The 21,059-nt window shown below is 41.9% G+C and carries 26 protein-coding genes; 10 read left to right on the top strand and 16 right to left on the bottom strand.

The window, feature by feature from the left end; all coding sequences use genetic code 11:
• Nucleotides 1–157 precede the first annotated feature (157 nt).
• The 5 genes from O3621_RS01180 to lysS all read left to right on the top strand — a co-directional run bounded on the left by O3621_RS01180 (nucleotide 158) and on the right by lysS (nucleotide 4,773).
• The gene (locus O3621_RS01180) at nucleotides 158–1,015 is read left to right on the top strand and encodes a glycoside hydrolase family 25 protein (RefSeq protein ID WP_371513328.1); all 858 of its coding nucleotides are present in this window, start codon (nucleotides 158–160) and stop codon (nucleotides 1,013–1,015) included.
• Nucleotides 1,016–1,157: 142 nt separating this feature from the next.
• Entirely contained in the window at nucleotides 1,158–2,006 is an 849-nt protein-coding gene (locus O3621_RS01175) for a DUF368 domain-containing protein (RefSeq protein ID WP_185776869.1), read from the top strand.
• The gene (locus O3621_RS01170) at nucleotides 1,999–2,484 is read left to right on the top strand and encodes an aminoacyl-tRNA deacylase (protein ID WP_125444788.1); all 486 of its coding nucleotides are present in this window, start codon (nucleotides 1,999–2,001) and stop codon (nucleotides 2,482–2,484) included. The genes O3621_RS01175 and O3621_RS01170 overlap by 8 nt, the downstream gene beginning before the upstream one ends.
• A 62-nt stretch (nucleotides 2,485–2,546) precedes the next feature.
• A complete protein-coding gene (locus O3621_RS01165; protein ID WP_314450398.1) occupies nucleotides 2,547–3,182 on the top strand; it encodes a histidine phosphatase family protein in 636 nt (211 codons plus the stop codon).
• Nucleotides 3,183–3,282: 100 nt separating this feature from the next.
• Nucleotides 3,283–4,773 carry a lysine--tRNA ligase gene (lysS, locus tag O3621_RS01160; protein WP_371513326.1) on the top strand — a complete coding sequence of 497 codons (1,491 nt, stop codon included), beginning with the start codon at nucleotides 3,283–3,285 and terminating at the stop codon, nucleotides 4,771–4,773.
• 98 nt (nucleotides 4,774–4,871) lie between these two features.
• Here lysS and O3621_RS01155 read toward each other — a convergent pair whose 3' ends face one another.
• From O3621_RS01155 to O3621_RS01145, 3 genes are read right to left on the bottom strand one after another with little or no spacing between them, the layout of a single operon-like run.
• Entirely contained in the window at nucleotides 4,872–6,140 is a 1,269-nt protein-coding gene (locus O3621_RS01155) for an ABC transporter permease (protein WP_125340921.1), read from the bottom strand.
• Nucleotides 6,140–6,838, bottom strand: a complete 699-nt coding sequence (locus O3621_RS01150; RefSeq protein ID WP_002906126.1) for an ABC transporter ATP-binding protein — start codon at nucleotides 6,836–6,838, stop codon at nucleotides 6,140–6,142. The genes O3621_RS01155 and O3621_RS01150 overlap by 1 nt, the downstream gene beginning before the upstream one ends.
• Nucleotides 6,822–7,985, bottom strand: coding sequence for an efflux RND transporter periplasmic adaptor subunit (locus tag O3621_RS01145; RefSeq protein ID WP_125340922.1), 1,164 nt, complete (start codon nucleotides 7,983–7,985; stop codon nucleotides 6,822–6,824). The genes O3621_RS01150 and O3621_RS01145 overlap by 17 nt, the downstream gene beginning before the upstream one ends.
• Nucleotides 7,986–8,194: 209 nt before the next feature.
• Here O3621_RS01145 and gorA point away from each other — a divergent pair, with 209 nt between their 5' ends.
• Entirely contained in the window at nucleotides 8,195–9,544 is a 1,350-nt protein-coding gene (gene gorA, locus O3621_RS01140; protein ID WP_314449872.1) for a glutathione-disulfide reductase, read from the top strand.
• A 352-nt stretch (nucleotides 9,545–9,896) separates the two neighbouring features.
• Here the strand turns inward: gorA and O3621_RS01135 are convergent, their stop codons facing one another.
• Nucleotides 9,897–10,628 carry a cyclase family protein gene (locus O3621_RS01135; protein WP_125340924.1) on the bottom strand — a complete coding sequence of 244 codons (732 nt, stop codon included), beginning with the start codon at nucleotides 10,626–10,628 and terminating at the stop codon, nucleotides 9,897–9,899.
• A gap of 469 nt (nucleotides 10,629–11,097) precedes the next feature.
• Between O3621_RS01135 and O3621_RS01130 the strand changes: the two genes are divergently transcribed.
• Both O3621_RS01130 and O3621_RS01125 read left to right on the top strand, forming a co-directional pair.
• Nucleotides 11,098–11,643 (top strand): biotin transporter BioY, encoded by a 546-nt coding sequence (locus O3621_RS01130; RefSeq protein ID WP_125340925.1) that lies wholly within the window; start codon nucleotides 11,098–11,100, stop codon nucleotides 11,641–11,643.
• Between the two features lie 103 nt (nucleotides 11,644–11,746).
• The gene (locus O3621_RS01125; RefSeq protein WP_049547906.1) at nucleotides 11,747–12,292 is read left to right on the top strand and encodes a biotin transporter BioY; all 546 of its coding nucleotides are present in this window, start codon (nucleotides 11,747–11,749) and stop codon (nucleotides 12,290–12,292) included.
• 24 nt (nucleotides 12,293–12,316) lie between these two features.
• On the opposite strand, the gene O3621_RS01120 is transcribed toward O3621_RS01125, so the two are convergent.
• Entirely contained in the window at nucleotides 12,317–12,529 is a 213-nt protein-coding gene (locus tag O3621_RS01120; protein ID WP_002897227.1) for a YdbC family protein, read from the bottom strand.
• Nucleotides 12,530–12,619: 90 nt separating this feature from the next.
• Between O3621_RS01120 and O3621_RS01115 the strand changes: the two genes are divergently transcribed.
• Nucleotides 12,620–12,976, top strand: coding sequence for a hypothetical protein (locus O3621_RS01115; RefSeq protein ID WP_002897226.1), 357 nt, complete (start codon nucleotides 12,620–12,622; stop codon nucleotides 12,974–12,976).
• A gap of 26 nt (nucleotides 12,977–13,002) precedes the next feature.
• Here the strand turns inward: O3621_RS01115 and O3621_RS01110 are convergent, their stop codons facing one another.
• The 3 genes from O3621_RS01110 to O3621_RS01100 all read right to left on the bottom strand — a co-directional run bounded on the left by O3621_RS01110 (nucleotide 13,003) and on the right by O3621_RS01100 (nucleotide 15,839).
• Nucleotides 13,003–13,326: a CHY zinc finger protein gene (locus O3621_RS01110; RefSeq protein ID WP_002923994.1), complete on the bottom strand. Its 324-nt coding sequence runs from the start codon at nucleotides 13,324–13,326 to the stop codon at nucleotides 13,003–13,005.
• Nucleotides 13,327–13,398: 72 nt separating this feature from the next.
• A complete protein-coding gene (locus tag O3621_RS01105; protein ID WP_032908118.1) occupies nucleotides 13,399–14,685 on the bottom strand; it encodes a U32 family peptidase in 1,287 nt (428 codons plus the stop codon).
• Between the two features lie 224 nt (nucleotides 14,686–14,909).
• Nucleotides 14,910–15,839: a peptidase U32 family protein gene (locus O3621_RS01100; RefSeq protein WP_371513321.1), complete on the bottom strand. Its 930-nt coding sequence runs from the start codon at nucleotides 15,837–15,839 to the stop codon at nucleotides 14,910–14,912.
• Between the two features lie 130 nt (nucleotides 15,840–15,969).
• Between O3621_RS01100 and O3621_RS01095 the strand changes: the two genes are divergently transcribed.
• The gene (locus tag O3621_RS01095; RefSeq protein WP_268697895.1) at nucleotides 15,970–16,284 is read left to right on the top strand and encodes a DUF3270 domain-containing protein; all 315 of its coding nucleotides are present in this window, start codon (nucleotides 15,970–15,972) and stop codon (nucleotides 16,282–16,284) included.
• 108 nt (nucleotides 16,285–16,392) lie between these two features.
• Here the strand turns inward: O3621_RS01095 and O3621_RS01090 are convergent, their stop codons facing one another.
• The 8 genes from O3621_RS01090 to O3621_RS01055 form a co-directional block, all read right to left on the bottom strand.
• Nucleotides 16,393–16,872: a YtxH domain-containing protein gene (locus O3621_RS01090; protein WP_268697894.1), complete on the bottom strand. Its 480-nt coding sequence runs from the start codon at nucleotides 16,870–16,872 to the stop codon at nucleotides 16,393–16,395.
• 15 nt (nucleotides 16,873–16,887) lie between these two features.
• On the bottom strand, nucleotides 16,888–17,286 hold the full coding sequence (locus O3621_RS01085; protein ID WP_002897219.1) for a DUF948 domain-containing protein: 399 nt from the start codon (nucleotides 17,284–17,286) through the stop codon (nucleotides 16,888–16,890).
• A gap of 57 nt (nucleotides 17,287–17,343) precedes the next feature.
• Nucleotides 17,344–18,129 (bottom strand): prolipoprotein diacylglyceryl transferase, encoded by a 786-nt coding sequence (gene lgt / locus O3621_RS01080; protein WP_371513318.1) that lies wholly within the window; start codon nucleotides 18,127–18,129, stop codon nucleotides 17,344–17,346.
• Nucleotides 18,122–19,057, bottom strand: a complete 936-nt coding sequence (gene hprK, locus O3621_RS01075) for an HPr(Ser) kinase/phosphatase (protein ID WP_009659315.1) — start codon at nucleotides 19,055–19,057, stop codon at nucleotides 18,122–18,124. The genes lgt and hprK overlap by 8 nt, the downstream gene beginning before the upstream one ends.
• A gap of 138 nt (nucleotides 19,058–19,195) precedes the next feature.
• On the bottom strand, nucleotides 19,196–19,687 hold the full coding sequence (locus tag O3621_RS01070; protein WP_371513315.1) for an NUDIX domain-containing protein: 492 nt from the start codon (nucleotides 19,685–19,687) through the stop codon (nucleotides 19,196–19,198).
• A 47-nt stretch (nucleotides 19,688–19,734) separates the two neighbouring features.
• The gene (locus O3621_RS01065; protein ID WP_314449866.1) at nucleotides 19,735–20,169 is read right to left on the bottom strand and encodes a preprotein translocase; all 435 of its coding nucleotides are present in this window, start codon (nucleotides 20,167–20,169) and stop codon (nucleotides 19,735–19,737) included.
• A 12-nt stretch (nucleotides 20,170–20,181) separates the two neighbouring features.
• Complete coding sequence (locus O3621_RS01060) at nucleotides 20,182–20,670, bottom strand: histidine kinase (protein WP_314449865.1); 489 nt, start codon at nucleotides 20,668–20,670, stop codon at nucleotides 20,182–20,184.
• Nucleotides 20,671–20,741: 71 nt separating this feature from the next.
• On the bottom strand, nucleotides 20,742–21,017 hold the full coding sequence (locus tag O3621_RS01055) for a PspC domain-containing protein (RefSeq protein WP_032906743.1): 276 nt from the start codon (nucleotides 21,015–21,017) through the stop codon (nucleotides 20,742–20,744).
• Nucleotides 21,018–21,059: the final 42 nt, after the last annotated feature.

Below are 21,059 nucleotides of genomic sequence, written 5' to 3'. Positions count from 1 at the left end.
GCCTGCCTAATCTCTTTAAAAAACAAGGCATTTTGAACTTTCAAAACGTCTTGTTTTTGCTTTATAATATTTCAATTATATTACATTTTATTCATTTTCCAGCAATTCTGGGGATATTTTTTGCTTTTTTATTTGTTTTAAGTTAAAATAAACCAGTATGAGGAAGAGGATTAAACCGCTTGCAATCCTAATTTTCTTTGCTTCTTTTATCGCTTTTATTTTGATAAGCAAGCAAATTACTGACTCTCAGGAAAAGCAAGCACAGGCAAAAATTTCACAAACTAAACAAACTCCAAGTTCCTCAAAAAAAGAGGAAACAACTGACGATTCGTCCTTGGATGAAGAGTTTATTTCCAGACCAATCATTGACATTTCTGGCTGGCAGCTGCCAAGTGAGATTAATTACGACTTACTCGCACAGAATGTTTCGGGAGTAATTGTCCGTGTTCATAGTGGAGCGCAGGCAAAAAAAGAAAACGCAGCAACTCATCTGAATGGTCTGGACAAGTCTTATGAAAGACATATCAAAGAATTTCAAAAGCGCAACATCCCTGTCGCTGTCTATGCCTATGTGGCCGCCAATAGCAAAAAGGAAATGGAAAAAGAAGCCGAAAGTTTCTACAAGGCTTCTGCCAAGTACCATCCAACCTATTATTGGCTAGACGTCGAAGAAAAGACCATGTCTGACATGAATGCGGGAGTTGAAGCTTTCCGTGCCAAGCTAGAGTCACTTGGTGTTAAAAATATTGGTATCTATATTGGAACTTATTTTATGGAGGAGCATAGCATCTCTACTGATAAGTTCACAGCAATTTGGATTCCGACTTATGGTAATGACGACGGCTACTACAATGCCGCACCAAATACTGAGCAAGATTACGACTTGCATCAGTACACATCACAAGGTCAGCTGACTGGTTTCTCTCATTATCTTGATTTGAACCAGCTGTCAACCTTGAAAGACCAGACTGCTACTTATCAAAAGCTATTTACAGTTCCTAAAGAAAACCAATAGCTCAGAGCGACAGCTTAAGTCTCAAAGACTGCTGTCGTTTTTTATTGTCAAAAAATAGGAAATTTCCAGCCGTTTCCTCTTAATAAAGCCTATATTTTATGATATAATGATTTGATAAATGAAATTAGAAAAGGAAAATACAATGATTTCTTGGTTGAATAGAATTTTCAAAGGAATGGTCATTGCACTTGGCTTTATTTTGCCAGGAGTTTCAGGCGGTGTTTTAGCAGCTATCTTAGGTATTTACGAACGCCTGATTCATTTTTTAGCACATTTAAAAGAAAACTTCGTCGAAAATGTTCTCTATTTCATACCAGTTGGAATCGGAATGGTTTTAGGAATTGCCGCCTTCTCCTATCCTGTCAATCTGCTGCTGGACAACTACAAAGTGATTGTCCTTTGGGGATTTGCCGGAGCTATCATCGGGACTGTTCCTAGCCTTATTAAAGAGTCTGTCGCTAAAAGTGAGCGTGATCGGATTGATATTCTCGTTTTCTGGGTCAGCCTCATCGTCTCAGGAATTTTTCTTTATTCCCTAAATGGGATGGTCGGCACCTTGCCAGCCAACTTTCTCTCTTTCATTTTAGCAGGAGCCCTGATTGCACTGGGCATTTTGATTCCCGGACTCAGTCCGTCCAACCTTCTATTGATTTTAGGGCTCTACGCTCCTATGCTGAATGGCTTTCGCAAACTGGATCTCTTGGGTACCTTTCTTCCTATCGGAATCGGAGGCGCCTTAGCACTGATTCTCTTCTCTAAGCTCATGGATCATATTTTGAAAAACTACTACTCCCGTGTCTATCACTTTATCATAGGCATCGTCTTATCCAGTACACTTCTCATTGTAGTGCCACAAGCAGGAAACAGTGAAAGCATCAGCTATGCTGGAGTTTCTATATTGACACTTGTCCTTGCAGCCTTTTTCTTCGGTCTGGGAACCTGGCTGGGACTCTGGATGTCACAATTAGAAGAGAGATATACTAATGGCTAAAAAAACAAAAATCAAAAAAACACTGGTCGAGCAAATTTTAAGCAAGGCTAAGATTGAACATAGAGACCTGCAGCTAAATGCCTTAGATGAACAGCCAGCCGAAGGCTTGGACCGTTCGCAGATTTATAAAACCTTGGCCTTGACAGGAGACAAGACTGGCACACTAATCGGTATCCTACCTATCACAGAGCATCTGTCCGAAAAGAAAATGGCCAAGATTTCCGGCAATAAAAAAGTTAGTATGATTCCTCAGAAAGACTTGGAAAAGACAACGGGCTATATCCACGGAGCCAATAATCCTGTCGGTATCCGGCAAAAGCACAACTTTCCAATCTATATTGACCAGTCGGCTCTAGAGCGAGATAGCATCATCGTGTCAGCTGGCGAAGTCGGCCGCAGTATCGAAATCAAGGCTCAAGATTTAGCAGATTTTGTTCAAGCTGACTTTGCAGATCTCAAGGAAAATCCTAGCTCATAATTTTTCAATACTGCACCTAATATTCTCAATAAACTCTAATAAGAAAGAAACAATCAACCACTATGAAATTATACTTTGTCCGACACGGAAGAACGGAATGGAATCAGGAAGGCCGCTTTCAGGGAGCCAGCGGTGATTCGCCACTGCTGCCAGCCGCCGTTGAAGAACTGCATACCCTAGGAAAACATCTGGCTCAGACACAATTTGGCAAGATTTACAGCAGCGACCTCCCTCGTGCCGTTCGCTCTGCTGAGATTATCCAAGAAGAAAGCCAGTTTTCGACTGAAATCTTATCAGTGCCTGAACTGCGAGAATGGCAGTTGGGAAAACTAGAAGGCGCAAAAATCTCTACCATAGAAGCCATCTATCCGCACCAGATGACTGCCTTCCGCCACAACCTTTCGCAATTTAATCATACTTTTTTTGACGCTGAGTCGGTCTATCATACGACCCACCGAACCATTTCCTTTATCAAGACCTTAAAGGACAAGGACTATGAACAGGTCCTCATTGTCGGGCACGGTGCTAACTTAACCGCCAGCATTCGAACCATGCTAGGCTATGACACACCTCTCCTACGCAAGAATGGCGGTCTGACCAATGCCAGTATCACCATCCTTGAAACAGAAGACTTTGAGAATTTTGAGCTGATCACTTGGAATAATATGGATTACCTACTTGAAAAGGCAGAAAATTAAGGCTGGATTTCTAGCTTTTTTTCTTACTTTATAGCCAAATATAGATGAATTTCCCTATCTTTTGTGTTAAAATAGGTAGGAAAACTTTTGGAGGAAAAACATGACTACTGAACATATCGAGGAATTAAACGACCAGCAGATTATCCGCCGTGAAAAAATGGCTGCGCTGGCTGAGCAGGGAATTGACCCTTTTGGCAAACGCTTTGAGCGGACTGCTAACTCTGCTCAACTGAAAGAAAAATACAACGATAAAGATAAAGAAGAATTAAACGAACTCAATGAAACAGCTATTATCGCTGGCCGTCTCATGACCAAGCGCGGCAAAGGAAAGGTTGGCTTTGCTCACATCCAAGACCGTGAAGGCCAAATCCAGATTTATGTGCGTAAGGATGCTGTTGGTGAAGAAAACTATGAAATCTTCAAAAAGGCTGACTTAGGAGATTTCCTCGGTATCGAAGGTGAGATTATGCGGACGGATATGGGTGAGCTTTCTATTAAGGCTACCCGCCTCACTCATTTGTCTAAGGCTCTGCGTCCCCTGCCTGAAAAATTCCACGGCCTGACAGATGTTGAAACCATCTACCGCAAGCGTTATTTGGATCTGATTTCCAACCGCGAGAGCTTTGAGCGCTTTGTTACTCGTTCAAAAATTATCTCTGAAATCCGTCGTTACTTGGATGGCCAAGGCTTCCTTGAAGTTGAAACTCCTGTTCTCCACAATGAGGCAGGCGGTGCTGCTGCCCGTCCATTTATCACCCACCACAATGCCCAAAACATTGACATGGTACTGCGGATTGCAACTGAGCTTCATCTTAAACGTCTCATCGTCGGTGGTATGGAGCGAGTTTATGAGATTGGCCGTATCTTCCGTAACGAAGGAATGGATGCTACTCACAATCCAGAGTTCACTTCCATCGAGGTTTACCAAGCCTATGCGGACTTCCAAGATATCATGGACTTGACTGAAGGCATTATCCAACATGCAGCCGTCTCTGTAAATGGAGATGGACCGGTCAACTACCAAGGAACTGAAATCAAGATTAATGAACCATTTAAACGCGTTCACATGGTTGACGCCATCAAGGAAATTACTGGTGTTGATTTCTGGCAAGATATGAGTTTTGAAGAAGCTGCTGCCTTGGCTCAGGAAAAGAAAGTTCCGCTTGAAAAGCACTTCACCGAAGTTGGCCATGTTATCAATGCTTTCTTTGAAGAATTTGTGGAAGAAACCTTGATTCAGCCAACCTTTGTCTACGGTCACCCAGTAGCAGTGTCACCTCTGGCTAAGAAAAATCCAGAAGACCCACGCTTCACGGACCGTTTCGAGCTCTTCATCATGACCAAAGAATATGCCAATGCCTTCACCGAGTTGAACGATCCAATTGATCAACTATCTCGTTTTGAAGCACAGGCAAAAGCCAAAGAACTGGGTGATGACGAAGCAACTGGCATTGATTATGACTTTGTTGAAGCACTGGAATACGGTATGCCTCCAACTGGAGGCCTAGGAATCGGTATCGACCGTCTGGTTATGTTGCTAACAGACGTGACTACCATTCGCGATGTCCTGCTCTTCCCAACGATGAAATAATCTGTATTTTATACGATATTAAGAATGCAAATCCTGCTGGAATTCCAGCAGGATTTTTTCATCACAAAAAAGTCTGGTTCCCCAGACTTTTAATTATATTATTCATATCTTAGTGCTTCAATTGGATCCAGTTTGGAGGCCTTGTTGGCCGGCAAGATTCCGAAGAGAACACCGATAGTTGCTGAGAAGAGAAGGCTGACGATGCTGACCGTGAGTGATACCGTCACTGGAGTTCCTTCCAGCATTTGACTCATGGCTGAGCCTAGCACAGACGCAAGTCCTGCAGCTAGAACCAGTCCAATCAACCCACCAATCAGTGTCAAAATCATAGACTCAATCAAAAATTGCATCAGTATGTTGCCACGCGTTGCTCCCAGAGCCTTCCGTAGACCTATTTCACGAGTCCGCTCAGTGACCGATACCAACATGATATTCATAACACCGATACCTCCGACAAAGAGGGAGATTCCGGCAATAGCACCGATAACGCCTGTCATGGCACCATAAATTTTTTGCACTTCCTGATAGAGGGCACTATCATCCGTCACTTGATATTCGCCCTGTTGGAGACCAGCAATTTCTGTTAATTTCTTGGCAACCTTAGGACCAAGTTCTGGAACTAAGCTAGTATCATTCACTCGAAGAACAATCTCTGAAATTTCATCGACTCCAAAGTTTGCGGCTATGAGTGTATTGGTTGTAATAGCATTACCTCCATAGACCTGCATAGAGCCAGATGCAGCAGCAGTTTCAGGATCTCTATAAACCCCAATCACCCGATAGTTACTGGCACCCACTGTCACAATTTTATTGATTGCCTCTTCAGCGGAAGAAAAAAGGGTCGCAGCCAGACCTTCGTCTAGCAGCACAACACTGGCAAAGCCTTGATAGTCTTGCTGTCTCAGAGCACGACCAGCAATTATTTTGTATTTTTTCACCTGAATATAGGTCATGTTTGCACCGACAAAGTTGACGCGCTCAGCCTTCTTATTTTCGTAGCTAAAGGTTTCCATAGCTGAGTTGGTCACATAGTAGCCGTCCACTCCCTTGATATGGGTCAATTCCTTAACCCATGCTTCCTGAGCCTTGGGTGGTTCCACCACTTCTTCGCTTTCATCTTCCACATTTACAGAATAGAGATCAGCCGTTTGTGTATAGGAGCCATCCTTGCTCTTTTTAGGAGAAAAGACGAGACGCATGTTTTTCTGACTTTTGGTAAAACTCTCATTGACCCGTCGGGTAATGGAATCTCCTAAGGCCATTATAACCACAACCGAAGCCACTCCGATAATAATCCCAATCATGGTCAGGAAAGACCGCATCTTGTGTCCAAGAATGGAGCTAATGGCAAATTTCCAGTTTTGCATTAGACTAGTCCTCCTTCCTTAGCGCTATCAGATGAGATGACACCGTCACGAATGACAATTTGCCGTTTGGCATAGGCCGCAATCTCAGGCTCGTGGGTTACCATGATAATGGTTTTCCCTTCTCGATTGAGCTCAGTCAAGAGCTCCATAATCTGCTCGCCAGTCTTGGTATCTAGGGCCCCCGTCGGTTCGTCAGCCAGAATCAGCGAAGGATTATTGACCAAAGCACGCGCAATGGCTACTCGCTGCTTCTGTCCTCCAGAAAGCTCTGAAGGCAGATGATGCATCCGCGTGTCCAGCTCCACCTTAGTCAGAAACTGCTCGGCCAAGGACTTGCGTTTAGACTGACCAACACCTGCATAGATCAAGGGCAGTTCCACATTTTGCAAGGCATTAAGCTTAGACAAGAGAAAGAACTGCTGAAAGACAAAGCCGATTTGCTTATTTCGAACCTTAGCCAGCTTCTTATCACCTAGCTTAGCGACTTCTTCGCTTCCTAGATGGTATTCACCAGTGGTCGGACGATCCAGCATCCCAATGATATTCATCAGAGTAGACTTACCAGATCCAGACGGTCCCATGATGGCAACAAACTCGCCCTCTTCAACCTCCAGACTGATATCTTTTAATACCTGCAGTTCCTGGTCTCCATTGCGATAGCTCTTATTAATATTTTTTAACTCAATTAGCTTCTTCATAAGATTTCACCTCTTGACCGTCTTTCAAGCTATCTGTCGGATTGATGATAACTTTACTATCCTTTGTCAAACCAGATGAGATTTCTTGATTTTCAGCATCAGCATTTCCGAGCGTTACTTCTGTCTTCTTGGCAACTCCTTTTTTCAGGACCCAAACATAGTTCTTGTCTCCGTCCATTACCACACTGCTGACTGGCACAATGAGTCCCTGAGTATTGTTTTTAACTTCGATATTGACAGAGAAGCCTTGCTTGAGCTCACCAATCTCGCTGGTAATGTCAATTGTAAATGGATATTTAGAACCTGAAGCTGTTCCGCTACCACCTGTTTCAGACGGTTGAGCTGCTGCCTGCTGGCCGTCTTTCGGATAGTTGGAAATGTAGCTGATTTTACCAGTCCATTTCTTATCTGGGTAAACCTTTGATGTAATGGTCACTTCTTGACCGACAGACAAGTTAGCCAGGTTGTATTCGGATAATTCACCCTTAATCTGCAGATTTCCATTGCTGACGATGTGAACCAAGGTTTGAGTGGCACCTGTTGTTGATTTTGAAACATCGCGGTTGACTTCTACGACCGTACCATCTGCTGTGCTGGTCACTGTCAAGGCATTGAGAGTAGCTTGCGCTTTATTCATATTATCAACTGCATCAGCTCGAGCATCGCGCAGATCAGCTGCCTGAGACTCCACAGAACGCTGAGCCTGAGCTTCAGACGCACCATCTGCTTCTTCGTCGCCGGTTGTATTTACAGTCACACCATTGGTTTGCAAGTCATGCAATTGACGATCAGCTTTGCTAACCGCCCGAGCAGCCGCATCATAAGCTGCCTGAGCCTCTGCACTTTTATAAGTTACCAACGCTTGACCAGCAGTCACTTGGTCACCAACATTGACCAGTACATTTTCCAAGTCACCTTTGGTGCTGTCATAGTAGATGTACTGCTCGTTGCTGGCTGTGACATTTCCTGTCAGTAAGACTGAAGAAGCCACTGAGCCTTCCTTGGCCTTCTGAACCAGCGGAGTCGTATCAACCGGTGCCTCAGAAGGATTCCCTCCATTTAGAAACATGAAGAGAATTGCTCCTGCAACAACTGCAATCGTAGCTCCAATAATGCTAAATAATTGCCATTTCTTTAACTTTTTCATCTTTTTTCCTCCTCTTGATGAAAACGATTTTCTTTTGTTATATTATATCACAAGGCTATCATAATTCTTCTAAAAAAATTTACAGTTTTTCACAAATGGTTGCTATTTTATCTCAGATAGTCACTCCGCTAAAATCCGTAGCAGATTTTTGCATTCACCTGCTAAAAAAGGTACAATTACCTCATATAATAGAAGGAGATTCTAACAAGATGAAAGAATTTGATATGATTGCTATTGGCGGTGGCAGCGGGGGAATTGCTACCATGAATCGGGCCGGCGAATACGGTGCCAAGGTAGCCGTTATTGAAGAAAAGAAACTGGGTGGCACCTGTGTCAATGTCGGCTGTGTCCCAAAGAAGATTATGTGGTACGGAGCTCAAATAGCTGAAGCTATCCAGCATTATGGACCAGACTACGGCTTTACCTCTGATAATCAGGCTTTTGATTTTGCTACTCTTCGGAAAAATCGCGAAGCTTATATTGACCGAGCACGTTCATCTTACGATGGTAGCTTCAAGCGGAATGGTGTTGAGCTGATCGAAGGCCGTGCCCGCTTTGTAGATGCAAACACTGTCCAAGTCAACGGTAAGCTTATTCGCGCCAAGCATATCGTTATCGCGACGGGTGCCCATGCTGCTATTCCAAATATCCCTGGTGCAGGTTACGGGGAAACTTCCGACGATGTCTTCGCTTGGGAAGAGTTACCTGAATCTGTTGCCATTGTCGGAGCAGGCTATATAGCAGTCGAACTAGCCGGAGTGCTCCATGCTCTGGGAGTGGAAACAGATCTTTTTGTCCGTAAGGATCGACCACTGCGCAACTTTGACAGCTATCTGATTGACGGTCTGCTCCAAGAAATGGAGAACTCTGGACTCCAGCTTCATCCCCATAAGATTCCACAAAAGCTGGAAAAACTTCCTGATGGCCAGCTCAAGCTCTATTTTGAAGATGGCAGCAGCCACACAGCCCAGCATGTTATTTGGGCCATCGGTCGTAAACCAAACGTCCAAGACCTCAATCTGGAAGCAGCTGGCGTCACTCTCAATGAACGTGGCTTCATCGCTGTAGATGAGTACCAAAACACTGTGGTTCCTGGCATCTATGCTCTAGGCGATGTAACAGGTGAAAAAGAATTAACTCCTGTTGCTATCAAGGCTGGACGAACTCTATCTGAGCGTCTTTTCAATGGCAAAACAGATGCTAAGATGGACTACTCAACTATTCCAACTGTCGTCTTCTCCCATCCTGCTATTGGGACAGTCGGCCTAACTGAGGTAGAGGCTATCAAGACTTACGGAGCAGAAAATATTCACGTTTACACATCTAGCTTCACATCCATGTATTCAGCTGTTACCCAGCACCGCCAACTGGCCAAGTTCAAGCTCATCACTGCCGGTGAGGATGAAAAGGTCGTTGGCCTGCACGGCATTGGCTACGGAGTAGACGAGATGATTCAAGGTTTCGCTGTTGCTATCAAGATGGGCGCTACCAAGGCTGACTTTGATGCTACAGTTGCTATTCACCCGACCGGTTCCGAAGAATTCGTGACCATGCGATAAAAAATTCAAAATCAAAAGAGGTTTGGTATTCCAGCCTCTTTTTGACTTCTGCTACCATTTTATAATAAAGATGTTGACCGTTCCATAACCTAATCTTACATTTTACAGACGAATCTTACATTTTTGTAAGATTGCGATTTAAGCTATTTCAGGTTCATTTGACATTCCTTTCAAATATCAGTTTAATGGAAGAAATTCAGAGTTTTTTCAGACCATTGACTACTAAATCACTATTTAAAAAGGTAATTAACAAATATCCATCAAGAAATTCCAAAGATTATAAAAAGCAATCTATTTATTAGTTATTATATGAGACAAGGAGCCTGAAATGAAACCTCAGACTCCTTTTTCTTTATGGTAAAATAGCTACAGCCCGGACTGGTGAACCGCTGGCTTGATGCCAGTTGGGAAAGCTAATCGAAATGAGAGCACCTTTAGCCGGCAATTGATCCAGATTGGTCATAACTTCTAGCTGATAAATGTCCTGCTCCAAAAGATAATATTCATTGAGCAGTCCATGCTCCGCTGTAGGAATACCCGCATCTGTATCAAAAGTTTCGTGGCCTATCGCCTTGACACCACGCTCATGGATAAGAAATTCTAGAGCATCCTGTCCCCACCCAGGAGTGTGCTGAACCTCCTGATCATCCAAATTGCGCATGGCAGATTGACTTGGCCAACGCTTGGACCAGTCTGAGCGAAAGGCAACAAACGTTCCTGGCTCAATCTGCCCGTGCTCCGCTTCAAAATCTAAAATATCCTGCTTGCCCAGAATAAAGTCTGGATTCTCTGCTACTTCCTTAGACTTATCAATAACCACCAAAGGCAGGAAAAGATCTTTTAGCTCAATCTCTTCCAACCAGCGACCACCCTCCACAAAGTGAACCGGAGCATCAATATGAGTCCCGTACTGGCCAACTACAGAAAACTGCTGAACATGAAAACCGTCTTTCAAAGTGAAAATATCCTTTTTCTCCAAGGCAGGCAGAGCTGGAAAATGCGGACTGTCTTCCTTAATCTGATGGGACAAGTTGACCCATTTTTTCTCCTGTAGTTTCTGATAAATTTTTAATAAATCTGTCATAGCCTTCTCCAATCTAGTCAGTCTTGCTTGGGAAGATGTTGATTACGCACCCACACCTCTAGCAAAAACTCTTATTTACTTTTGCATTATTATATCAATCAAAGTGAGCTGCTGCAATTCTTTACAGCCCTTTTAGATAATCCTTTTTTATTGATAAGAATATAGTTTGAAGCTATAGCTAATTTTTCTAATCAAGCCTATTCAAACATTGAAAATTTTGATATGATAGTACAAAGCAATCCAGAAACGAGGAAAACTGATGAGTAAAACAAAAAAACTTCTTGCGGCCTTGGGCATCCTTTTCTTTAATATTTTTGGTCTTATCGCCTTCTTCGTCTTGCTCATCAGAAGCAAGAAACGAAAATAAGAATCTGTCTGTATAATTGTCTCGTCCGATTAAGAAGGACTTGACTTTTTTTATTTAGTCTTTAAAATAGTTACCATAAAATCAAAAAGAGGTTTACTATTTATGAACAAGAACAAAGCTTTTCTTCTTGCCCTCCCAGCTATCGGAGCTGCTTTCCTAGCAGTCCTGTCCCAATTTACTATTTCCATCGGCCCCATTCCCATCACGCTACAGACTTTTGTTATCGGCTTAATTGCGACGATTTTCAAACCTCGCGAAGCGGTTTTGTCAGTCATTATTTATCTATTGCTGGGAGCTATTGGTCTGCCGGTCTTTGCTGGAGGAAGCGGTGGTTTTCAGGCTCTCTTTGGCCCTAGCGCCGGCTATCTCTGGTTCTTCTTACCCTTTTCGTTTGTGACATCCAGTCTGACTCATAAGGACAGTACTTTCTATATGATTTTTATAGCCAATGTATTGGGTGCCGCTCTCGTCTTTGTCGGTGGTATCTTAGGGCTGCAGTTTTTTGGAGGACTTGATTTCTCTAAGTCAGTAGAGGTTGGCCTAACTCCTTTTATCCTGCCTGGATTGATAAAAATTATTGCCATCACCATTATCAGCATCCCTATTTTTAAGAGTCTGAAATTTCATCCCTACTTTTCAGAGAAATAAGAATCTGTCTGTATAATTGTCTCGTCCGATTAAGAAGGACTTGACTTTTTTTTATTTAGCTTTTAAAATAGTTACCATAAAATCAAAAAGAGGTTTACTATTTATGAACAAGAACAAAGCTTTTCTTCTTGCCCTCCCAGCTATCGGAGCTGCCTTCCTAGCTGTCCTATCCCAATTAACTATTTCCATTGGTCCCGTTCCCATCACGCTGCAGACTTTTGCTGTCGGTTTGATTGCAACGATTTTTAAACCACGCGAAGCGGTTCTGTCGGTCTTTATTTATCTGCTGCTGGGAGCTATTGGCCTACCAGTCTTTGCTGGAGGAAGCGGTGGTTTCCAGGCTCTCTTTGGCCCTAGCGCCGGCTATCTCTGGTTCTACTTACTCTTTGCCTTTGTGACATCCAGTCTGACCCATAAGGACAGTCCTTTCTATATGGTTTTTATAGCCAATGTATTGGGTGATGCTCTCGTCTTTGTCGGTGGTATCCTAGGCCTCCATTTCTTAGGAGGATTTGATTTCTCTAAGTCAGTCGCGGTTGGCCTTACTCCTTTTATCCTGCCAGACTTGCTAAAAATGGTTGTCATCACCATCATCAGCATTCCTATTTTTAAGAGTCTGAAATTTCATCCCTACTTTTCAGAGAAATAGAAAAAACTGATAGAGCTTTCTCTATCAGTTTTTAAATGCATCCACGAGAACTTGGAATTCTTCATTAGAAAGTGTAATTCCCTTGCCCATTTTGCTGTGGTCTGGACTCCAAGTCCGAATATCATACTTAGCTGGTGCTCCATTAAAGCTAACGCGATTAAGCTCCTTAGTCCAGCCCTTGTCATTTTCAGATAGGACCAGAAGTTTTTCTTCGATTTCGAATGTAAATTCTGCCATATTTCACCTCTTGTTTTATTTTCCAACTAATAATTCGTAAAAGAATTTACAATTTAGGGAATTTTGTTATATAATATATTGTAACAAGTTATGGAGATTTTAGCTATGAAAAAATATCTCGAAATGATTTTACAAAGAGCCAACGAATTTATCAGTGGCAAAAAGAATGAACAAGGACCAGAGGACAGTGGCCGCATCCTGCGTACCATCGAGCTAGCTCTGCGTAAACAATCTGGTGTCCACGTTATCTTTCTGGATAAAAGCTTCACTGGTGACATTGTCAAATACGATCGCGAGCGCCAGCAGCTGATTATTAAAAATTTCAAGAAAAGTATGACCACTATTATCCGCGTGCAAGACATCAAGCGAATCAGTCTCGTACCCAATAATATCCGTGAAGCCCAAAAGAAAGACATTCGCATCACCAACCGTCGTTTCAAAAGATAACTCTTCTATCCAGCTGGATGGAAGAGTTATTTGTTTGTCTGAAAATAAATTGATCGATGCTTCTTGCATCCTGGATTAAAAGGATGAGTACAGATAGGACAAGCATCCTCACAGCCAAGATACTGTGAAATAGTCAACTCGGTCCTGCAATGACCACAAAGAACTACTCGATCTTCTGAGCGACTCACAGGATAGGCTAGAAAAGCATGGTCTTCGTAGCGGTCATGACAGAGAAAACAAGGATAGTATTTCTGACAAGCAAAGCACTTAAGAGCTATGACATCTCTCTCACTATGATAATGCTGGCAGCGAGTCTCCTCATCAAGAGTATCTCCGTAAACCTGAATCATGCTATTTCCTCTCTGATAACCTCAATTCATAAAGATGGCTTTTAGATTAAAAAGCCACCTATGAATATAAGATTAAGCTCGGACGGTCACGCTAGTGCCATCTTCCTTGTATAGATTAATCAAGCCTTCCTTTCGAGCCCGCACCATATCGCCAGCCTCTACAGGCTGCTCCAAGTGAATGGTCAGAAGCTCCATCGGATTAGGAGCTCGATCAATTTTGTTACCATCAGCATCACGAAGGTCTGTGACAAAGGTTTCAAAATGACGAAAGCCCGGTCCATAAAACTCAACCTGATCGCCTTCATGGATAACATTTCGCTGACGAATAGTCGCTGTCTGACTGTCTGCGTCATAAGCTACTACTTCAGCTACAAATTTGTATTCTGGAATCTTACGCCTCGCTCCGAACAGCTGCTCATTCTCAGTTGGAGTATGATAGTAGAATCCTGTGGCCAATTCACGTTGAGCAACCTTCCACATCTCATCGACCAAGTCCTGCTTGATAGCTTCAAACTTTTCAGGACTTTCTAGATAAGCATTTACAGCCGCTTTATAGCAGTTAGTCACCGTGGAAACGTAATGAATAGACTTCATCCGTCCCTCAATCTTCAAGCTATCCACTCCGTTTTCAATCATGTCTGGTATGCGGTCAATCATGGACATATCAACTGCGGACATAGAAAATTCTTCTGGAACTTCCCCCTTCAAGCTCTTACGTTCTTGTCCAAAAGGCATATCATAGAGGTCGTATTTCCAACGGCAGGATTGGGAGCAGCCACCACGATTGGCATCGCGCATACTCATGTGGTTGGACAGTGTACAGCGGCCTGAGTAGGAGATACACATGGCTCCATGAACAAAGGCTTCAATTTCAACGTCAGTCCGTCGGCGAATTTCAGCCAGCTCAGCCATAGAAACTTCGCGAGCTAGGACAACACGAGTCAGTCCTAGATTTTTCCAGAATTCCAGCGTTTCATAGTTGGTCGCACTGGCCTGAGTAGACAAGTGGATTTCCAGACCAGGTGCTTCTGATGCTGCGATAGCAATCAAAGCCGGATCTGAAACAATGACAGCCGCAATCCCGATATCCCGCAAACGGCGGAACCACTCACCAGCTCCCTCTTCATTTCCCTCGTGCATGACCATATTGGCCGCGACATAGACCTTGGCACCATAACTAGCCGCAAACTGAACCCCTTCTTCCATCTGTTCAAAGGTAAAGTTCCCAGCCCGGCTGCGCAGACCATAGGCTTGTCCACCAATAAAAACAGCATCTGCTCCATATCGAACAGCTACTTTTAGCTTTTCCAAAGTACCAGCAGGTGACAATACCTCTGGTCGTTTCAACTTTCTTGCCATCATTTTCTCCTATTTGCAATATAAAAGTGTTGATGTCTAATCCTTATTATTTTATAGTAATTTACACCTAAAAGCAAGGTTCTTTGAATTATTTTCACAATTCTAATTTTTAGATTATTCGAATTAATTCAAAAAATAGTTTAAAATATCTATTTTTTATCCTAATTTTTAAATGTTTTTTATTTTCAAAAAAGAACTCCTAAAAAGAGTTCTCGTTTCTAAATTTATTTTACCATATCGGGATCATAGTCATAAAATCCTGTATCGAGAAAACGATTTTTCGGATGCAGTTTATGAATCGCCTCATCCAGCACAAAGGCTTGGTCTGAGCTAAACTTGTCTGCTTCAATCAAATCCCTTGCCTCTACAAAAATCCTAGCAATCTCAACAAAGTTGTGACCAGGTGTGTAGAGACCTTCTAGCTTCCAGTGGCAAAATCCATGGTCAACCAATTCTATCAACTTGGTCATCAAATCCAAGTCATTATTGGCAAAAATATGAGTACCATGATTGTCCTCAAAAATCGAGTAATGGCTCTGCGGGTCACTAGGTTCCGCCAGAAAGAGGTCTCGCTCCCGCGTCTTTTCATCATCGATATGAGTAAAATTATAGTAATTCTGCAAAAGAGGACGCTTGGAGTGATGGATGACACTAGCTCCGTATACCAAGACTTCAGCAGGAATTTCCAGAATTTCTGGCATCTTAAAAAGCTCAGCAGAAGGAATCTCACGCGCTAGGACAGCTTCTGAAACTCCTGCGTTCTTAGCCCAAAAGTTAATCTGACGGCTGCTGGTAACCATTGTCGAGGCATCGTAAATGGTCTTTAATTTATAACCATCGCGCTGCAGCACATAGAAAACACCAGCATCACCAACGGTAATATAATCTGCCCCAATCTCCTGCAGAAAATCAAGATAGGGCTTGATCTTATCCATCATTTCTTGATGCATGAGCGCGTTCACCGCAACGGTCAACTCTTTTCCTGCTTGGTGAACCAAGTCAGAAATTCGAGTTAATTCGTCTAAACTAAAATTATGAGGTGAACGAAGACCATAATTTTTCTCTCCGACATAAATTCGATCGACATTCGCCTTCAAAAGTTCCTCAACTTGTTCTATACTTTCAGCTGTTGCTGTAATAATTATCTTTTTCATAAAACCATTATAGCAAAAAAATATAAAGGAGTGGTTTTTCATTCGAATTTATTCGTTTTGTAACTCTTTTGTAATATTTAAAACTGCAAAAAAATGGTAGAATTAGAGGGTACTGTAAGGAGAGAGAATTATGCACGTAAGAAAATACCAACAATATGATGACCCAACTGACTACTACTATCAAGAAATTGAATCTGAACAAACACCACTCTATCAAGAGTACTTACCTGAAGCAGAAACATCACCAAGATTAAGTGAACTCTTTTTCTTCTTAAATATTGCTGTTTTCTGTGTCTTGACAGTTTTGTTTAGCTTTGTATTTTTGAGTTTAAAAATGAATACATTTATGTCCTTCACTTTGGCCATTGCTTCCAGCCTGATTAGCATTCAATCTTATCGCCTGTTCGCAAAGAAACGCCAAACTAGCAATAAACCAACCTTGTGATTCTACGATTTTAAAATATAAGAAAAACCGACGACGCTTTAAGTCCTCGGTTCTTTTTTTCGTTCTTGTAAACAAAGAAGACTAGCAAAATTGCTAGTCTTCTTTGTTTTATTTTTCTTCTTGACTGTCTGTTTCAAGAGCCTTTTCTTCTTGTCCTTCTGTCGCTTCTGCTCCGAAGTCAATGATGATTTCTTCTGAAGGTTCTTCTTCCTCTTCGAAGAACACAGGTTCTTCCTCAGCTAAGCTGCTTTCTTCTTTATCAAATTTTTCTTTGATTTCGTTAAACTTATCTTGTGAGTAGTCAACGACAGATTTTGTCGTTTCTTTGACAGATTCGATGACTGTTTCAGTTGTAATCTCGCCTTTCTCAACCTTTTCTTTGGTTTGTTGAATTGCACTGACAGCTTGATTTGAAAAGTCTTTAGCGGACTGAACGACAGCTTCGTGTATATCATCAGGATTTTCTTGATATTCCTTTACAAAGTCCCGAACCTTATCTGTCGTTTCCTTTCCTTTCTTACTGGTCAGAAAATAGGCAGCAGCTGCACCAGTAACAGCGCCCAATAACAGTGATGAAAATTTTCCCATAATAGACCTTCTTTCTTATTTTTTAAACAATTTTGAAGCAAAACGCAAAGCAGATAAACCAGCTGTAGTTTTGACGGTTCCTTTACCAGCAGACACCGCTTTTTTACTCAGCGTACGCGCCTGAACGTTTAAATCTGAAACGGACTCAGACAGGTCCGCCACAGCTGTAAACAAAGGATCAATGGTTGCAACTTTTTGATTGATGTCGTCAGTTAAGACATTGACCTTGGCCAGTAAATCATTGGTTTGGTGAAGGGTCACGTTGACATCAGAAGTCAAAACCTTGATGGTATTTTCTGTTTCATCAAGCATCTTACCAGCTTTCTCGCCCAGATTTTTGACAGTAATCGTCAAATAAATCACGAAGATAATAAGGGCAACCGCCAGTAAAGCATAAGCAATTTCAATTATCATATTTCTCTCCTTTCTTTGCAGACATCTCTTACAAGAGTCAGCGGCTCTAAGCATTTCTTATTCTTGATAATAAGGGGCTTTCTTTTTTCTTTGGTAAATGATGATGCCGATTCCGACAAAAATAAGAATCAGCGACAGCCATTGGGAAACGCGCAGACCAGCAAACATAAGACTGTCCGTCCGCATACCCTCAATGATCATCCGACCAAATCCATACCAAATCAGATAGAAGGCGGCGATTTCTCCCTGTCTCAGAAACTTAGGCCGACGGCGGAGAACAATAATCAAGATAAAACCAATTAGGTTCCATACAGATTCATAGAGGAAAGTTGGCTGTCTGTAACTGCCTTCGATATACATATTCTCACGAATAAAACTAGGCAGATAGTTCAAACTCTTAACTGCCGCACCGTAGGCCTCATGGTTGGCAAAATTTCCCCAGCGCCCAATACTTTGAGCAATCATCACACTTGGTGCTGCGATATCTAGAAAATCAACCGGATGAATCAGCCTTCTCCGACAGAAAAAGTAGAGAACGATAGCACCAGCTATTAACCCGCCGTAAATAGCAATACCTGCTATTCCGCCATTCCAAAAATCGATGATTTTTATCAGATTCTTACCGTAATAATCCCATTCGAAGGCCACGTAATAAAGCCGGGCCCCCACGATGGCTACGGGAAAAGCTACTAGGATAAAATCCAAAATATCATCAGGAATAATCTTCCGACGTGGAGCCTCCTTCATGGCAAGATAAACGGCTAAAACTAAGCCTGTGACAATACAGATGGCATACCAGCGAATACTGATAGGCCCTAGTTGGATAGCTACTGGATCAATCATGTTTCACCTCATTTCGGCTAATTAAATCGGTGAGGCGCTCTTCAAATATCTTTGTAGCATCATAGCCCATTTGCTTAGCTCGATAGTTCATCGCTGCAGCCTCAATTACGACTGAGATATTGCGGCCAGTCTTTACAGGAATCCGAATACGTGGAATTCTGACACCGGCAACCTCCAGCTCCTCTGTATCATTACCTAGACGGTCAAAAGTTTTTTGAGTATCGTAATTCTCCAAATAGACAGCTATCTGAACTTGAGAAGAATCTTTTACTGCACTGGCTCCGTATAAGCTCATGACATCGATGATACCAACACCACGAATTTCCAATAGGTGGCGCAGGATTTCAGCCGGCTCTCCCCAAAGGGTCACTTCATCCTTGGCATAGATATCCACTCGATCGTCCGCAACCAAACGATGGCCACGCTTAACCAATTCAAGTCCTGTCTCACTTTTACCAATTCCGCTGTCCCCTTGGATGAGAACTCCCATGCCATAGATATCCATCAGGACCCCATGGACACTGGTTCTCTCAGCTAGCCGGGAATCAAGATAACTGGAAATTTCTCCAGACAAGCGACTGGTGGAGGTTTTGCTTCTAAGAATAGCAACCTGCTTCTCATCAGCCGCCTCAATCATTTCTTTAGGAATCTCTAAATTTCGAGCAATGATAACCACCGGCGTCTCAGGCTGGAACATTTTCAGCAGTACTTGATGGCGATTATGAGAGCTCATCTTCATCAGATAAGACCACTCTTTCATCCCAATCAGTTGTATCCGCTCGGGTGTATAAAAATCAAAATATCCAGTCATTTCAAGCCCAGGCCGAGAAATATCTGAAGTTTTAATTTCTTTTTCCAGTAATACTTTATCACCGTACTCCTGAGACAGACGAGACATTTTTAAGAGGTCTTTGACCTTTACTGACATTGTCTTCTCCCTTCAAATTTGTCTGCTTCTATTATAGCAAATTTTTACCTCAAAAGAATCTTTAAGATTGATTTTAGGTCGAAAAAATATTTTGATTTAAATCAACTTTTTAGTGAAAATAGAAAAACAGCCGCGACATCAATCAATCAGGCTGCTGAGAATTTTCTTTTGGTTCTTAAAACAAGGATAGTTTTCTACAAAGGCCGGGACCTCTTTCAGAGGCAACCAGAGATGAGCATCTGTTTCACCCGTCTGATAGCGGACTTGACTCTTATCCCCAGACACGACCACTTCATAATAGTCGAAATGGCACTGGTCTTTGATAGAGCACACCTGCTCCAAAAGCCTGATGCTGTCAGGAACCAGGCCTGTTTCTTCTTCTAATTCACGCAGGGCGGCTGTCTGACTATCCTCTCCTGCCAGCACACTGCCTCCTGCTCCGAACTCATAGTAGCCAGGATAGAGACTTTTATTTGATGACCGCCTCATAAAGAGAATATCACCATCCTGATGGCGAACCAAGACATTGACACAGAGATGAAACTGTCCTTCAGGAATTTTTTCTCCTCGAACCAGGAGATGAGGGAGTTGATTTCGATTTAAGTCATAAGCATTCCAAACTTCTGTCATATTTCCTCCTTGGATAAGTGCTTAGGTTTTCGTGGAATTTTCCAGGTTTAGTCTATTTCAGTTTGATAAATAGCTCGCTTTTTATAGTTAGAAAAATTGATTGAATGAGCTATAGAGTACACGATTGTATTTGAAACTAGCATACCAAAAATATAAAATAGGCTGTTAGGAAGGGAGTTTATAATTATTTGGAAACCTCCAACAAAACCATAAATTATGAGAGTTAGAACTGGCAGAAATAAGATAGATACAAGTCCTACTAAACGCTTTGAGTTTTGCTCCAGGGATAATACTTTCAAGAAAAAGAATAAATTCCACAAGCCAAATGGAAAAGCTAGGATACCTATAAAGAAAACAAACAAGCCAGCATATCCTCCTGCTACCATGCCCGCTACAAAAATAAGAACTAGATGTAGAATTAAACTAATAATCAAATACAGGAAAAATTTCCACAAATACACCGGTAAAGAAAATTGTTTCATAACGCTGCCTTTCTAATCTTCAAAATGAACTGATAAATAAAGTGACTCAGACTTTTCCATTTGTTTAGCCATATGTAGCTGCTCACGTGCCTTTTTGATAGAATAGGCTAAGAAATAAAGAAACGTATTAACCAGAAGAATAATGAAGAATATTGGAATCATGCTCTTAAGGCTATTGAACCAATTACTTAGACCATCTTCATAACAACTATCCAAAAAGAAAACAGAAACTGCAATAAAAAGCGGATGCATGAAAACAGATAGTAGCAAAACACTTTTTTTAAGTGATTGACTAGTTGAAGGTGTAAACAGAAAGAAGAAAAAATTCAAAAAGCCATAGCCAAAAATCATCATCCCTAGAAAAGACATTGTCAGACTAGTGCCGTAATTAGACTTAAGGAGAAAAGCCAGAAGACCAAGCCCTCCAAAACTAACAATAAATGACAGAATAATATAAAGCAAGAACTTGAGTGCATACCATATGATTGAAAATTTTTTCATAAAATCATTCTCTCCTCTTCATCTAGTAAAAAATCGGGAGTGCATCCCGAAATTTTCTATTTTATTAAGAATTACCAAAACCAACCGTCTTTATCATCTTTGATAGCTTCAGCTTCTTTTCGTTTGCGTGGGCCAGTTCCGTACATTTCTTCTTCTATGTCTTCTTTATAAGGCATAACCATGGCCAGCAGGATATAGATAAGAATTCCCAAGCCGAAATTGACCACAGTAAAGATAATAAAGAGGAAGCGCACCAGGCTCAGATCAAAATCAAATTTATCAGACAGACCGGACAAGACACCGGAAATCAGTCGATTCTTTTTCAACTTATAGAATTTCACGTTCATGATAGAGACCTCAATGATCATATTTACTTTATTCTACCATAT

Origin of the sequence: Streptococcus sp. 20925_1_22, from assembly GCF_041431685.1 — a bacterium.
Classification (GTDB): Bacteria; Bacillota; Bacilli; order Lactobacillales; family Streptococcaceae; genus Streptococcus.
Note: the sequence above shows the minus strand (reverse complement) of the source record. Positions and strands in the feature narration are given on the sequence as shown.

What these genes read in the sequence shown, in the direction of transcription:
- O3621_RS01180 (WP_371513328.1), top strand. Translation starts at nt 158, where the DNA reads ATGAGGAAGAGGATTAAACCGCTTGCAATCCTAATTTTCTTTGCTTCT.
- O3621_RS01175 (WP_185776869.1), top strand. Translation starts at nt 1,158, where the DNA reads ATGATTTCTTGGTTGAATAGAATTTTCAAAGGAATGGTCATTGCACTT.
- O3621_RS01170 (WP_125444788.1), top strand. Translation starts at nt 1,999, where the DNA reads ATGGCTAAAAAAACAAAAATCAAAAAAACACTGGTCGAGCAAATTTTA.
- O3621_RS01165 (WP_314450398.1), top strand. Translation starts at nt 2,547, where the DNA reads ATGAAATTATACTTTGTCCGACACGGAAGAACGGAATGGAATCAGGAA.
- lysS (WP_371513326.1), top strand. Translation starts at nt 3,283, where the DNA reads ATGACTACTGAACATATCGAGGAATTAAACGACCAGCAGATTATCCGC.
- O3621_RS01155 (WP_125340921.1), bottom strand. Translation starts at nt 6,140, where the DNA reads ATGCAAAACTGGAAATTTGCCATTAGCTCCATTCTTGGACACAAGATG.
- O3621_RS01150 (WP_002906126.1), bottom strand. Translation starts at nt 6,838, where the DNA reads ATGAAGAAGCTAATTGAGTTAAAAAATATTAATAAGAGCTATCGCAAT.
- O3621_RS01145 (WP_125340922.1), bottom strand. Translation starts at nt 7,985, where the DNA reads ATGAAAAAGTTAAAGAAATGGCAATTATTTAGCATTATTGGAGCTACG.
- gorA (WP_314449872.1), top strand. Translation starts at nt 8,195, where the DNA reads ATGAAAGAATTTGATATGATTGCTATTGGCGGTGGCAGCGGGGGAATT.
- O3621_RS01135 (WP_125340924.1), bottom strand. Translation starts at nt 10,628, where the DNA reads ATGACAGATTTATTAAAAATTTATCAGAAACTACAGGAGAAAAAATGG.
- O3621_RS01130 (WP_125340925.1), top strand. Translation starts at nt 11,098, where the DNA reads ATGAACAAGAACAAAGCTTTTCTTCTTGCCCTCCCAGCTATCGGAGCT.
- O3621_RS01125 (WP_049547906.1), top strand. Translation starts at nt 11,747, where the DNA reads ATGAACAAGAACAAAGCTTTTCTTCTTGCCCTCCCAGCTATCGGAGCT.
- O3621_RS01120 (WP_002897227.1), bottom strand. Translation starts at nt 12,529, where the DNA reads ATGGCAGAATTTACATTCGAAATCGAAGAAAAACTTCTGGTCCTATCT.
- O3621_RS01115 (WP_002897226.1), top strand. Translation starts at nt 12,620, where the DNA reads ATGGAGATTTTAGCTATGAAAAAATATCTCGAAATGATTTTACAAAGA.
- O3621_RS01110 (WP_002923994.1), bottom strand. Translation starts at nt 13,326, where the DNA reads ATGATTCAGGTTTACGGAGATACTCTTGATGAGGAGACTCGCTGCCAG.
- O3621_RS01105 (WP_032908118.1), bottom strand. Translation starts at nt 14,685, where the DNA reads ATGGCAAGAAAGTTGAAACGACCAGAGGTATTGTCACCTGCTGGTACT.
- O3621_RS01100 (WP_371513321.1), bottom strand. Translation starts at nt 15,839, where the DNA reads ATGAAAAAGATAATTATTACAGCAACAGCTGAAAGTATAGAACAAGTT.
- O3621_RS01095 (WP_268697895.1), top strand. Translation starts at nt 15,970, where the DNA reads ATGCACGTAAGAAAATACCAACAATATGATGACCCAACTGACTACTAC.
- O3621_RS01090 (WP_268697894.1), bottom strand. Translation starts at nt 16,872, where the DNA reads ATGGGAAAATTTTCATCACTGTTATTGGGCGCTGTTACTGGTGCAGCT.
- O3621_RS01085 (WP_002897219.1), bottom strand. Translation starts at nt 17,286, where the DNA reads ATGATAATTGAAATTGCTTATGCTTTACTGGCGGTTGCCCTTATTATC.
- lgt (WP_371513318.1), bottom strand. Translation starts at nt 18,129, where the DNA reads ATGATTGATCCAGTAGCTATCCAACTAGGGCCTATCAGTATTCGCTGG.
- hprK (WP_009659315.1), bottom strand. Translation starts at nt 19,057, where the DNA reads ATGTCAGTAAAGGTCAAAGACCTCTTAAAAATGTCTCGTCTGTCTCAG.
- O3621_RS01070 (WP_371513315.1), bottom strand. Translation starts at nt 19,687, where the DNA reads ATGACAGAAGTTTGGAATGCTTATGACTTAAATCGAAATCAACTCCCT.
- O3621_RS01065 (WP_314449866.1), bottom strand. Translation starts at nt 20,169, where the DNA reads ATGAAACAATTTTCTTTACCGGTGTATTTGTGGAAATTTTTCCTGTAT.
- O3621_RS01060 (WP_314449865.1), bottom strand. Translation starts at nt 20,670, where the DNA reads ATGAAAAAATTTTCAATCATATGGTATGCACTCAAGTTCTTGCTTTAT.
- O3621_RS01055 (WP_032906743.1), bottom strand. Translation starts at nt 21,017, where the DNA reads ATGAACGTGAAATTCTATAAGTTGAAAAAGAATCGACTGATTTCCGGT.